We start from the raw sequence: 13,371 nt of genomic DNA on the forward strand, positions 1-13,371 counted from the left end.
TGGTTGGGCTGATGGCTTCGCGAGCAGGCTCGCCATCGTCTGCACAATGGCCCATTCCCACAAGTCTTTACGGCTTGGTTTCTGCCTGTTCTCCACTAAGGTGATAGGAGCCCTGCCATTCAACGATCCTGAGGCCGCCATGAGGAACTTCACGATTCAGCACATCGATCACATCGTCCTGCGGGTCAAGGACATGGAGCGTAGCCTGGCGTTCTATACGTCGGTGCTCGGCTGCGAACTCAGGAAGCGTCGAGATGACCTTGGCATGCTCCATCTCGGTACAGGCGTCTCGATGATCGATCTGGTGGATGTCGAAGGGCCGCTGGGGCGCCCGGGCGGTCCGGCCGCCGATAAGCAGCGTCGTAATGTCGACCACTTCTGCCTGCGCATCGAGCCCTTCGATGAAGCCGCGATCCTCGCGCATCTGGCGTCCAACGGCGTCGAGGCCGAGAAAGCGCAGGTGCGATACGGCGCGCAAGGCCAGGGCCCGTCGATCTACTGCCTCGACCCGGATGGCAACCAGATCGAATTGAAAGGCCCTGCTCAAGAGCCGTAAAAGGCGCCACTCAAGGTCCCCCTGCGTCGCCCGGCAGCCGACGGTTTTTCTCCTAGACTTGCAGTGTCTCGTTCTTGAACCACCGCGCCGCCCATCACAACGCAAAGGGAACTTCGCAATGCTCAAACGCCTGTGCAAAACACTCGCCTGCATGCTGGCCGTCAGTGCGCTGGGCACGGCCATGGCGGCCGAACCGATTGTCATCAAGTTCTCCCACGTGGTGGGCGAACAAACGCCCAAGGGCCAGGGCGCACTGCTGTTCAAGCAGTTGGTGGAGGAGCGATTGCCAGGCAAGGTCCGGGTCGAGGTGTACCCCAATTCCACGCTGTATGGCGATGACAAGGAGATGGAAGCCTTGCTGTTGGGGGATGTGCAGATCATTGCCCGGTCACTGGCGAAGTTCGAGCAGTACACCCGGACCGTGCAGTTGTTCGACTTGCCGTTCCTGTTTGACGACATTGCCGCCGTGGACCGCTTTCAACTGAGCCCCGAGGGCCAGAAGTTGCTCAAGTCCATGGAAAGCAAGAATGTCACCGGCTTGGCCTATTGGCACAACGGCATGAAGCAGTTGTCGGCCAACAAGCCCTTGCGCAGCCCCGACGATGCCCGTGGCTTGATATTCCGGGTGCAGGTTTCAGCGGTGCTGGAAGAACAGTTCAAGGTATTGGGCGCCAAGGCCCAGAAGATGATTTTTTCGGTGGTTTACCAAGCCTTGCGCACGGGCCTGGTCAACGGCACGGAGAATCCTTATTCGAACTTCTACGACCAGAAACTCCATGAAGTGCAGAAGTACGTCACCGAGACCAACCACGGCGTACTCGACTACATGTTGATCACCACCTCCGACTTCTGGAACAACCTGCCGCCGGACATTCGCAGCGAACTGGACAAGATCGTGGTGGAGGTGACAGCCCATGTGAACCAGGAAGCGGACCGGCTGAATCAGCAGGACAAGCAATATGTGCTCGACGCCAAGACCACCGAGATCATTACCCTCACCCCCGAAGAGCGCAACGCCTGGCGCGAACGGTTGAAGCCGGTGTGGGCGACGTTCGAGAAGGCGATCGGGCCAGACCTGATCAAGGCCGCCGAAGCGTCCAATAAGCCGCAGTAACACCATGGCGAAGGCCCTTCGTCCCCAGCGGCAACGAGCGCCTTCGCCACGGAACAATGCTTGTCCTGTCCAGCCGCAAGGCACAGTGCGCTATGATCCCGGCCTTGCCCTGAACAGAGCCTGCGCCACCCATGTTGCCGTCTTCTGCTGACATTGCCTCTTCCCTGCCCCCTGTGCTGGTCGGTCCGCTGTTGCGGCGCCTGGAACCGACGCGGCTGGTGATGTGGCTGGTGGGCACGCGACCGCTGGCATTGACGCTGCACATCAACGCAGTGGGCGATCTTGAGCTCGACGGGCCGCTTTGCACCGTGGTGCCGGTGGGGCAGCACGCGTTCGTCCATCTGATTGACGTGCCACTCGACAGCCCCCTACCCCAGGACGTGCCGATCGATTACGACCTGCGGGTGGATGGCGCCCCGATTGCCGAATGGGCGCCGCACCTGTTGTATGGCGAGGCGCAGTGCCCGAACTTCATGCTGCATTCGCGCATCGAGCAACTGGTCCACGGCTCGTGCCGCAAGCCCCATTACCCGGCCAATGACGGCCTACTGTGTGTCGACCGGCTGTTGGCACAGGACTCGGCACAACGGCCGGCGTTGCTGATGATGAGCGGCGACCAGGTTTACGCCGATGACGTCGCGGGCCCCATGTTGCGGGCGATCCATGCCTTGATCGAGCGCCTGGGCCTGTTCGAGGAATGCCTGGACGGTGCCGTGGTGCAAGACAGCGCCAGGCTCTACCGGCACCCGGCCAGTTATTACCATCGCGCCGATTTACTGCCGGCACTGGAGAGCAACGAAACCCTGCGCGAGCGCTTCTTTGGCGGGGCGCGCAAACCGATTTTCACCAGCAGCAGCGCCGACAATCACCTGGTGACGTTTGCCGAGGTCATGGCGATGTACCTGCTGGTGTGGTCGCCGGTGCCCTGGACGCTGATCACCGTGGTGCCGCCCGAGCTGACCCCGGAGCGGCGCCAGCGCTATGACCTGGAACAGCAACGCATCGACGCCTTCAAGGCCGGACTGGGTGGCGTGGCGCGGGTGTTTGCGCACCTGTCGTGCTTGATGATCTTCGACGATCACGACATCACCGACGACTGGAATCTGTCCGCGCAATGGGAGGAAACGGCCTATGGCCATCCGTTCTCCAAGCGCATCATCGGCAACGCTCTGATCGCCTACATGCTCTGCCAGGGTTGGGGCAATAACCCGGACGCCTTTGCCGACGTGCTCCAGCAAACCCTGGCCGTGACCGCCACCGCTCGCGACCGCTACCTCGACAGCGCGCCGCAGGACAAACTGATCGACACGCTGCTGGGCTTCCAGCAGTGGCACTACGTGATGCCGAGCACGCCGGCCCTGGTGGTGCTCGACACCCGCACCCGCCGCTGGCGCAGCGAGAACAACCTCAAGCAACCGTCCGGCCTGCTGGATTGGGAAGCCCTGAGCGAGTTGCAACAGGAACTGCTGGACCATCCTTCGGCGATCATCGTCTCGCCGGCGCCGATCTTCGGGGTGAAGCTGATCGAAACCGTGCAACGGGTGTTCAGTTGGTGCGGTTATCCGCTGTTGGTGGATGCGGAAAACTGGATGGCCCATCGCGGTGCGGCCCAAGTGATCCTGAACATTTTCCGACACTCGCGCACACCCGGTAATTACGTGGTGCTGTCAGGCGATGTGCATTATTCCTTCGTCTACGAGGTGCTTATCCCACACCGCAAGGGCGGCCCGCGCATCTGGCAGATCACCAGCAGCGGCATCAAGAATGAGTTCCCGCCGGCGCTGCTGGAATGGTTCGACCGCCTGAACCGCTGGCTCTACGCTCCGCGCTCGCCCCTGAACTGGTTCACCAAGCGCCGCAGCATGCGCATCGTTCCCCATACCCCGGAACATGCCGAGGCCGGCGAGCGCCTGTGGAACTCAGCGGGGATTGGCCAGGTGTTCTTCAATGAACAGGGACAACCGGCACAGATCTACCAACACAACGCCAACGGCAAACCGCCAACCCGCATGCAGGCGCCGAAATCGCCGCCGACTTGAAGCCACTCCCCCTGCGGGAACTTGCCCGCGAAGGGGCCGGTACATCCAACATCGTTGCAAGCTGACCCTCCGCTTTCGCGGGCAAGCCCGCTCCCACAATGGTTTGTGGCGAACACTAATCCTGCGGCCAACCCGAATAACTGTGGGAGCGGGCTTGCTCGCGAAGGGGCCGGTACATCCAACATCGCCGCAAGCTGACCCTCCGCTTTCGCGGGCAAGCCCGCTCCCACAATGGGTTGGCGAACACTAATCCTGCGGCCAACCCGAATAACTGTGGGAGCGGGCTTGCCCGCGAAGGGGCCGGTACGTCCAACATCGTTGCAAGCTGACCCTCCGCTTTCGCGGGCAAGCCCGCTCCCACAATGGGTTGTGGCGAACACTAATCCTGCGGCCAACCCGAATAACTGTGGGAGCGGGCTTGCCCGCGAAGGGGCCGGTACGTCCAACATCGTTGCAAGCTGACCCTCCGCTTTCGCGGGCAAGCCCGCTCCCACAATGGGTTGGTGGCGAAACGCTGATCCTGCGCCCACCCCGCTCCCGCAGTCTTCAGAATGCCAACTGGAGGGTTTGCTGGCCTTCGAGGCTGAGCAGGAACTGTTTGGCGGCCAGGCCGCCGGCGAAACCGGTCAGGCTGCCGGAACTGCCGATGACGCGGTGGCAGGGGGCGATGATCGAGATCGGGTTGCGCCCGTTGGCCGCGCCCACCGCCCGCACCGCAGTCGGTTGGCCGATCTGGATGGCGATGTCGCGGTAGCTGCGGGTCTGGCCGAAGGGGATGGTCAGCAATGCCTGCCAGACCCGGATCTGGAAGTCGGTGCCAGCAAAATCCAGTTCCAGCTCGAAACGGCTGCGCTGGCCGGCGAAATACTCCGCCAGTTGGCGCTCGGTTTCCTTGAGGGTCGGGTGCTGGCTGTCCTCTTCCAGCGGCCCCAGGCGTACCCGGTTGAGCCGCTCGCTCTCCCACAGGATGGCCGCCAGCTTGCGCTCACGGGCGACGAGGGTCAGTTGGCCGACGGGGGATGGGATGGTTTTGTAGAGGGGTGGCATTGGCGTCATTCCTAACGACTCTGGCTGGCTTTCTGTGGCGAGGGGATTTATCCCCGTTGGGGTGCGGAGCAGCCCTGAAGCCTGCTAACTCGCTGTGTCAAACAGATTACGCTCATTGGGAGGGGGCGCTTCGCACCCCAACGGGGATAAATCCCCTCGCCACAAAAGCCCCTCACCACCGGTGGACCTCATTCACCCCAACAACCCCAACGCCTTCGCCCGCGCCACCGCCTGGGTGCGGCGCTCGACGCCGAGTTTACTGTTGATGTGGCTGGCGTGGGTCTTCACCGTGTGCAGCGAAATAAACAATTGCTCGCTGATTTCCTGGTTCGAGCAGCCCTGGGCGATCAATTGCAGCACCGCGCGCTCGCGGCTGCTGAGGGTCTCGACCGGTGTCGAAGGCTCGGCCGGCAGGGCCACCGCCGACGGCAGGCGTTCGAGCAATTGTTCGCGCACAGGGCCGGGGGCGGCGTGCAGCAGTTGTTCACGCAGCCATTCACGGTGCTCGCCCAGCAACCATTCGAAGGGCTGCAAGACACCGCCGGCAGCCGCTTCGAACGCCTGGGCCAGGGCCCGCCGCGCTTCGGGTTCGCGGCCAAGCCCAAGCAACAGGGCGACTTTCTGGTTGAGCGCCATCACACTGAGCATTTGCCGGCCGGTCTGCTGACCCTGTTCGAGCAAGGCATTGAGCCGTCCCTCGGCGAGCATCGGCTGGCCACGGATGGATTCGAGCAGCGCCTGTTGCAACTCGACATGCAGCGGCAGTTGCGGATGGAACTCCGGTGGCGCGGCCGCCCGTTCGCCGGTGTAAGTCTGCCCCAGCCGCGACAGCCAGGCCTCGGCCAGGTCGGTACGGCCCTGGGCGAGCCAGAGTTCGCATTTGACCAGGGTGATCATCGCCAGGTAGTAAATCGGGGGCACGTCCCAGATGTGCATCAGGCGCTCGGCTTCGGCCAGTTCGGCGAAGGCCCGGGCGAACTCGCCGTTGTTGCCTTCGATCCGCGCGATCACACAATGACCGAGCAGCACGCTGATGTCGCGACAGGCCCGGGCTTCGGTCAGGCCGGCCTGCAACCGCGTCAACCCAGCCTGGGGTTGCATGCGCAAGGTCAGCAGGAAACCTTCGTACAGGGTCAGCCGCGCCCGCACCGCGTAAAGCCGTTGCGGCGACAGCGCGTGCAAGCGTTGCAACCCTTGATGCACTTCATCCAGCGCCCGCTGGATCTCGCCGCGGGCTTGCAGGACCCTGGCGCGATCGTAATGGGCCAGGGCCTCGAACAGCGGATTGCCGACCCGCTGCGCCAGCTCCAGGGAATCACGATTCAGGCCACGGGCGCGCCACAGGTCGCCGTCGGCAATCGCCAGGTTCGACATGGTGGACAGGCACATCAGGCGTTGGCCATAGCGCTTTTGCGGCAGGCTTTCCAGCGCTTCGCTGCAATAGCGCACAGTGGCTTCGCGATCGCCGCGGCCGCGGGCAACGATCCCGCTCAGGGCCAACCATTGGGCGAGCATGGATTTTTGCGCGGTGGCCGAAGGCGCCGGCAGGAAGCGGCTCAGGTGCGCCGCCAACTCTTCGGCGGCGTCCAGTTGGCAGGCCAGCCCCAGCGCCCAGCTGTAGAGCACGATCAGTCGCGGGGTGCTGATGAGCAGGCTGTCGGGCAGGTCCATTTTCCAGCGCAACAACATGCCGACGTTCTGCTCGGCCAGCAGTTGCTCCTCCGAGAGGTTCTGCACCAGGTTCGCCGCCACGTCCAGGTGCCCGGCCCGCAGGGCCTGCTCCACCGCTTCGTCGATCAGGCCCTGGGCATTGAACCAGCGACAGGCGCGCAGGTGCAGGGTCGCGGCCGGGACCATGGCCGGCGCACTGGGACGGCTACGCAACAGGTCGGAAAACAGGTGGTGATAGCGGTACCAATGACCATGCTCGTCCAGCGGCACCAGGAACACTTGGTGGGACGCCAGATAGCGCAGGATCTCGGCGCTGTCATGGGCTTCGCGCACCGCGTCGCACAACGCACTGCAAAAGCGCTCCTGGGGGGCGGTGTCGTAGAGAAATGCCTGCACCTCGGCCGGCAGGCAGTCGATGACTTCTTCGAGGAGGTAATCGCGGATCAGCCCTTCCCCGCCGTGCAGGGACTGCGGCAGCAGGCCTTCGGTGCCGGCCTCGGCGGCGGCCAGCAGCCAGAAACGCAACCCGGCCACCCAACCTTCGCTGCGCTGGATGAGATTGTCCAACGCCTCGCCGCGCAACGAACTGCTGTGATGCTGGAGCAGGGTCTGGGCTTCTTCATGGGTCAGGCGCAGGTCCTGTTCGCTCAGTTCGAGCAGTTGCCGCGACAGGCGCAGGCGCGCCAGGTGCCAGTCCGGCCGCTGGCGGCTGGTGACGAGCACCAACAGGCCTTCGGGCAGATGGTTGAGGAAAAATTGCAGGCAACGATCCAGCACCGGCCCTTGGGCCAGGTGATAGTCATCGAGTACCAGCAGCAATGGGTCGCGCGCTGAAAGATGGCTGGACAGCTCGTCCAGCAGGCCATCGAGCCACTCTTCAAAGGCAAAGGGTTGATGCCGCTGGCGCATCTTCAACAGCCCCAGCGCCCGACGGCCCAACTGCGGGAAGAATGCCTGGAGCCCTTCGAGCAGCCGCTCCAGGAAACGCCCCGGGTCGTTATCCCGGGCGCTCAACCCCAGCCAGAGGCTTTGCCAATGGGCCGGCAGGCTCTGGCAGAACTCCACCGCCAGGGAGCTTTTGCCGAACCCCGCCGGGGCGCTCACCAACAACAGCCGGCCGCCAAGCCCCGCACTCAAACGCTCGCACAACCGCGGCCGCACGACGTGGCCATCGGGCAAGGGCGGGCGGTAGAAACGCCCGTCCTGGACCGCGATGGCTGCGCGGGCAGAATCCGGAAGTGAAGACAAATCAGTCATGGCCGACTCTTGTTGAAAGGCGGATGGCGGCGTTGCAGATGTCCGCAGACTAGCGGTAAACGAGGAGGTATTGAAGGGAGTGCTACAAATGGCTACAAAAAGACTACAAGTCAATTCACCCTGAAAAACGCGCCAGACATCCCTTCCGTGGCGAGGGAGCTTGCTCCCGCTGGACCGCGAAGCAAAGTGCTCAGGTGCCAGGTAAACAAGGCGGGTTGCCTTGGGGTTGCTGCGCAACCCAGCGGGAGCAGCTCCCTCGCCACAGGACTTTGTGTTCGGAAAAAAAAACGCCCCGAACCAGGTCGGGGCGTTTCTTCGAGGATGCGGCCTCGGGTAAAGCGGTTTTTAGCGAATGCCGTCCTGACGCAGTGCGTTCGGGGTGAAGTCGGCCGTGCTGGCGGTGAAGCCGAAGTCGTAGGCCTGTTTCTCTTCGTTCTTCATGCCCAGCGCCAGGTAGCGGCCGGACTGCAGGTCGTAGAGGGTTTCCAGGGCATACCACGGCACTTGCTTGTCGTAGTAGTTCTCGGCATGGGCCTCGGCCACGCGCCACAGTTGGCCACGACCGTCGTAATGGTCGATGACCGCGGCTTGCCAGGTGTCTTCGTCGATGAAGAAGTCACGCTTGGCGTAGATGTGGCGCTGGCCTTCCTTCAGGGTCGCGGTCACGTGCCAAACACGGCGCAGCTCGTAGCGGGTCAGGTCCTGGTTGATGTGGCCAGCCTTGAGGATGTCGGCGTACTTGAGTTGCGGCGAATCGATCTTGTAGCTGTTGGCGGCGATATACAGCTCTTTCTTGCCTTCCAGCTTCCAGTCGTAGCGATCCGGCGCGCCGTTGTACATGTCCAGGTTGTCGGAGGTACGCAGGCCGTCGGCGGCAGTACCCGGACCGTCATAGGACACCTGCGGCGCACGGCGCACACGGCGTTGGCCGGCGTTGTAGACCCACGCCGAACGCGGCTCCTTCACCTGGTCGAGGGTTTCGTGCACCAGCAGTACGCCACCGGCCAGGCGCGCCGGCGCGGTCACTTGCTGCTTGAAGTAGAACAGGATGTTGCCAGGATTGGCCGGATCGAAATCCTTCATCTTGTCGCGGAACACGAACTGGTCGCGGAAGTACACCAGGCTGTAGGAGCCGTTGGGTTGCGGCGTGGCCTGGGTCACCAGGCGCGTCACGCTGCCGCCGCGATAGCGGGTGATGTGGTTCCAGATCACTTCCACACCGCTCTGGGGGATCGGGAACGGGATGGCCGTCTCGAAGTTTTCCAGGCCGTTGCCGCCGGACACCAGCTTGGTGTTCACAGCGTTTTTCTTGATCGAGGCATACACCTCGTCCGGCACCGTGGCACCACGATGGGTCGGGTAGACCGGCATCTTGAAGCTTTCCGGGTAGCGCTTGAACATCGCGTACTGGCCCGGCGCGAGCTTGTCCTTGTACTGCTCGACGTTCTGCGCGGTGATGGTGAACAGGGGTTTCTCACTGGCGTACGGGTCGGCGAGGAAACCCTTGCTGTCGACGGCGCCGGCATTCTTGGCCATGGGTTTCCAGGCCGAGATCGAACCATCGGCATTGCCGGCCATCTCGGCGCCCATCGGCGTCAGGCTCTTGCCCAGTTTGTCGGCTTCGGCGGCAGGCACTGCCGCCATGACGCTGGCGGCCAGCAGGGACAGTCCCAAAACGCCGACCTGCAACAGACTCTTTGTTTTTTTCATAGTGTGTCGTCCTGAAATACGGTGCTTAGAAGGTCACGCCGACGCTGAGCGCCAGGAAGTCGCGATCGTCCACGGTGCTGAAATCGCCACCAAAGAAGTTGGTGTAGGCCAGGCTCGCGTTGTAGGTGTTCTGGTATTCGGCATCCAGCCCGAGGCTGACGGCCTTGCGGCCTTCCTCGAAGTTGCCGCCAGGGCCTGGCGAGTAGCCTTTGACGTCGTGGGACCAGGCCACGTTGGGCTTGAGGTTCACCCCGGCGAAGACGTCCGGGTATTCCCAGATGGCGCGCGCGCGGTAGCCCCAGGACGTGGAGGTGGTGAAGCCGTCGTTGTTGCAGTTGCTGTTCACGTTACCAATGGTCTGGCCGCCACCTGTTGCCGTCGAGGTGTTGAGCGAGTTACAGAAGTCATTGGGCAGTTTGCCCGGACCGAACACCGGGTCACGGCCGTAGCGCGCGTCGGATTTGCTTTCCAGGCCCCCCACGTGGGTGACACCGATTTCGCCCACCAGGGTCAGGCGGCTGGCACCCATGACCTGATCGAGGAAGTGGGTGAAGGTGGTCTGGAATTGCGTGATCTCTTTACGGCTATAGCCATGCAGGTCCTGGCCCGGCGTGCCCTGGAGCACCGATGCATTGCCAAACCCGGGAAGTGGTGTCACGCCGGCGAAGAGAATGTCGGTGGTGCTCAGTTGCACCGGTGCATTCGGGCGGTAGCTCAGTTCACCGCTCCAGGCCGTGCCGGTGGGCAGCGTCGTGGAGAAGCTCAAGCCGTACAAGCGGATGTCTTCCGGGTACTCGACGAAATAGTTGGAATTACCCGCCACGATCAGCGGGCGCAGTGCCGCGATGGGCCCCGCGGTATAGAACTGTGGCGCAGCACCCTGGGCACTGAAAATCGGCGCACGGCTGTGGTAATTCATGAAGTAGGCACCGAACTCGGTGTCCAGCGGTTCGAACATGTACTTCAACGATGCGCCCCATTGGCCGCTGTCGCGTGCGTCGCGGTCCGGGCCACGGCGCACCAGCACGCCTTCTTCGTTGATATCGACGCCCTGGCCTTCCAATATCGGTAGAACAAGACCCGGGAGCGGAACGCTCGAACGCTTGTTCAACACCCGCAGGTTGTTGTCGCACCCATCGGCAATCACATCCGGCTGGGAGAAGAACGTGCCGCAGTTATCGACAACGGTCTGGTCCCATTCCAACTGGTAGAACGCCTCGGCCGACAGATTATCGGTCAGGCTCTGGGACACGTAGAACATGTTGACCGGGATCAGGCCTTCCTTGATCTCGGCACCAGGACGACGGAACGCAGACACGTCGACCGGGTTGATGGAGTTGATGCCGCCCTGGATGAAGGTGCTTTCGCCCCAACTGACGACCTGCTTGCCCAGGCGGACCGAGCCCGGCTGATCGGCGATCGCATAGTTGTGGTAGACGAACGCGTCGAGGATCTGTCCGCCGGAGGACTTGGCGCCTTCCTTGCGGTTGTTGTCGCTGATGTCCTTGTACAGGCGGCTTTCGTCCTTGAGTTCGAAGTCGTACCAGTACTTGCCACGTACGAACACGCCGGTATCGCCGTATTTCAGCTCCAGGTCATGGATGCCCTTGAAGATCTTCGAGAAGGTTTCCCCACGCTTGAAGTTCAGGTGGCCGTCATCGGAGGTCTGGGACAGGCCCTTGCCGCCGTTGTTGACGCCGATCAGGTCCTTGTTGGGCTTGGCCGTGGACCAGCTCGCGCCGACCGACAGGGACGAGTCGAACTGGCCTTCGATTTCACCGATGTTGAAGCTGACGCCGAAGGCTGGCCCGGCGAGCGAAGAGGCGAGACTGACCGCCAGAGGCAATTTTGCCCGGCGCCAGAACGTGGTTGCTGAGGTCATCGACGCTACTCCATTGCATTATTGTTATGGCAGTGGTTATCCAGGAACACCCCAACGGCTGGGAGCGGCAGCGTCCCGACATCCGTCGAAGTCGCATCACCCTTTCGTGCGTGCGCCCCGTTCCTGAAAAATCCGTCAACGGACTATAGCCAGCAGGTAGTACGGCTTGATCCCTCTAAAGTGTGATTTGCAGCCCCGACCACTCTGGAACAGTCCTTTCGCCAGGCCGACAGGTGTCGGCACGGCAAGGATGGCTGAAATTTGCGGTTTGACAAGGCAAGCGCTTGCTTGGTGGGGCTGCCGTGCCCTTCCGGGCACGGTAAAAAGGCTCAAAGCGTCGAGAGGAAAGTGCTGTTGTTGCTCTGCCATTCGGTGATATCGACGCGGATGCGCTTCTTGTCGAGCTTGCCGACGCTGGTCTTGGGAATTTCAGTAACAAGAGCGATCTGGCTCGGGATCGCCCACTTGCTCAAGTGCCCCAGTTCGACGAACGGCTTGAGGTGTTCCTTGAGCTCGCGCGCCCCGATCTGATGCCCTTCGCGAATCACCAGCAAGGCAAACGGACGCTCGCCCCACTGTGGATCGGGGACGCCGACGACTGCTACTTCGCGTACCGCCACGTGACGGCTGATGAGGTCTTCCAGGTCCAGGGACGAGATCCATTCGCCACCGGTCTTGATCACGTCCTTGATCCGATCGCGGATGTCGATCACGCCCATGCTGTCGAGCGTGGCGACGTCACCGGTGTGCAGCCAGCCGCCCGCCCAGAGCTCGGCGCCCTTCTGCGGCTCGTTGAAGTAGCCTTCGGTGAGCCACGGCGCACGCAGCACCAGTTCGCCCTGGGTCTCGCCGTCGGCAGGCAGGAAGCGGCCCTCGGCATCGATAATCGCCGCCTCCACCAGCGGCCCCGGCACGCCGGCCTTGATCCGGTAGGTGGTGCGCTCGTCCTCGCTGCCCGCGAGCAATTCTGCGTTGAGGTGCGCGCAGGAAACCAGCGGGCCGGTTTCCGACATGCCATAGGCGGCGGTGAGCTGGATCCCCCTGGCCTTGGCCGTTTCGTAGAGGCTGCGGTTCAGGGCGCTGCCACCGATGACGATTTTCCAACCGCCGAAATCGGTGCCCTGGGCGCCCTTGGCGTTGAGGAGCATCTGCAGGATGGTCGGCACGCAATGGGAAAAGGTGACCTTTTCCTTGCGCCACAGCTGCACGAGGAGTTCAGGGTCGTAGCGGCCCGGATAGACCTGCTTGAGGCCGAGCATGGTCGCCACGTACGGCAGCCCCCAGGCATGTACATGGAACATCGGCGTGATCGGCATGTAGACGTCATTGGTGCCCAGCAACCGCACGCTGTCGATGGACCCCATGATGGTCGCCACGCCCATGGTGTGCAGCACCAGTTGCCGGTGGGTGAAGTACACCCCCTTGGGGTTGCCGGTGGTGCCGGTGGTGTAGAACGTGGTGGCGACGGAGTTTTCGTCGAAGTCCTGGAAGTCATGGGTGGGGCTGGCGGCGGCCAGCAACTGCTCGTACTCGCCCACCAGGTTCGGCAGCTCGGCGGTTTTTTCCGGCAGGTCGGTGAGCAGCAGGGTCTTCTCGACCGTGGTCAGGTGCCCGGCAATGGCCTGGTACAGGCCGACGAACTCGCTGTTGACCAGCACGAAGCGGTCCTCGGCGTGGTTCATGGTGTAGAGGATCTGCTCCGGCGACAGGCGCACGTTGATGGTGTGGATCACGGCCCCGATCATCGGGATGGCGAACATGCACTCCAGGTAGCGATGGCTGTCCCAGTCCATCACCGCCACGGTATCGCCCGCCTTGACCCCGGCCTCGGTCAGGACATTGGCCAGGCGCGCGACCCGTTCGATCAGCGTCGGGTAGCTGTAGCGCAACTGGTCACGGTAGATGATCTCGCGGGTTTTCTCATAACGGGCACCGGACATCAGCAGTCGTTTGATCAGCAACGGATATTGATAAGCGCCTTCGGCTGGGGGAATAACGCGAGTCTGCAACATGGGAGTCCCTTTTCTGACTGCACGGTCTTGGCTGGAGGTAAGCACTCTAGAGGGCTTATACACCGACCAAATCAGCCAAAGGA

The 13,371-nt window shown here is 62.7% G+C and carries 8 protein-coding genes; 3 read left to right on the plus strand and 5 right to left on the minus strand.

The genetic code is table 11. The features are described from left to right. Nucleotides 1-139 precede the first annotated feature (139 nt). The 3 genes from V5F23_RS23125 to V5F23_RS23135 all read left to right on the plus strand — a co-directional run bounded on the left by V5F23_RS23125 (nt 140) and on the right by V5F23_RS23135 (nt 3,709). On the plus strand, nt 140-556 hold the full coding sequence (locus V5F23_RS23125) for a VOC family protein (protein ID WP_042730228.1): 417 nt from the start codon (nt 140-142) through the stop codon (nt 554-556). A gap of 118 nt (nt 557-674) precedes the next feature. Then, a complete protein-coding gene (locus V5F23_RS23130; protein ID WP_338496701.1) occupies nt 675-1,670 on the plus strand; it encodes a TRAP transporter substrate-binding protein in 996 nt (331 codons plus the stop codon). Nucleotides 1,671-1,801: 131 nt separating this feature from the next. After that, nucleotides 1,802-3,709: an alkaline phosphatase D family protein gene (locus V5F23_RS23135; RefSeq protein WP_338496703.1), complete on the plus strand. Its 1,908-nt coding sequence runs from the start codon at nt 1,802-1,804 to the stop codon at nt 3,707-3,709. 546 nt (nt 3,710-4,255) lie between these two features. Here the strand turns inward: V5F23_RS23135 and V5F23_RS23140 are convergent. From V5F23_RS23140 to V5F23_RS23160, 5 genes are all read right to left on the minus strand, one after another. Beyond that, complete coding sequence (locus V5F23_RS23140) at nt 4,256-4,756, minus strand: methylated-DNA--[protein]-cysteine S-methyltransferase (RefSeq protein ID WP_047735953.1); 501 nt, start codon at nt 4,754-4,756, stop codon at nt 4,256-4,258. A gap of 192 nt (nt 4,757-4,948) precedes the next feature. After that, a complete protein-coding gene (locus tag V5F23_RS23145; protein WP_123579877.1) occupies nt 4,949-7,684 on the minus strand; it encodes a LuxR C-terminal-related transcriptional regulator in 2,736 nt (911 codons plus the stop codon). Between the two features lie 345 nt (nt 7,685-8,029). After that, entirely contained in the window at nt 8,030-9,394 is a 1,365-nt protein-coding gene (locus V5F23_RS23150; RefSeq protein ID WP_123579878.1) for a DUF1329 domain-containing protein, read from the minus strand. A 25-nt stretch (nt 9,395-9,419) separates the two neighbouring features. After that, nucleotides 9,420-11,276, minus strand: coding sequence for a DUF1302 domain-containing protein (locus V5F23_RS23155; protein ID WP_123579879.1), 1,857 nt, complete (start codon nt 11,274-11,276; stop codon nt 9,420-9,422). A 329-nt stretch (nt 11,277-11,605) separates the two neighbouring features. Next, entirely contained in the window at nt 11,606-13,288 is a 1,683-nt protein-coding gene (locus tag V5F23_RS23160; RefSeq protein ID WP_221178974.1) for a fatty acid--CoA ligase, read from the minus strand. Nucleotides 13,289-13,371: the final 83 nt, after the last annotated feature.

Source organism: Pseudomonas sp. WP18 (assembly GCF_036689585.1).
Lineage (GTDB): Bacteria > Pseudomonadota > Gammaproteobacteria > Pseudomonadales > Pseudomonadaceae > Aquipseudomonas > Aquipseudomonas chlororaphis_E.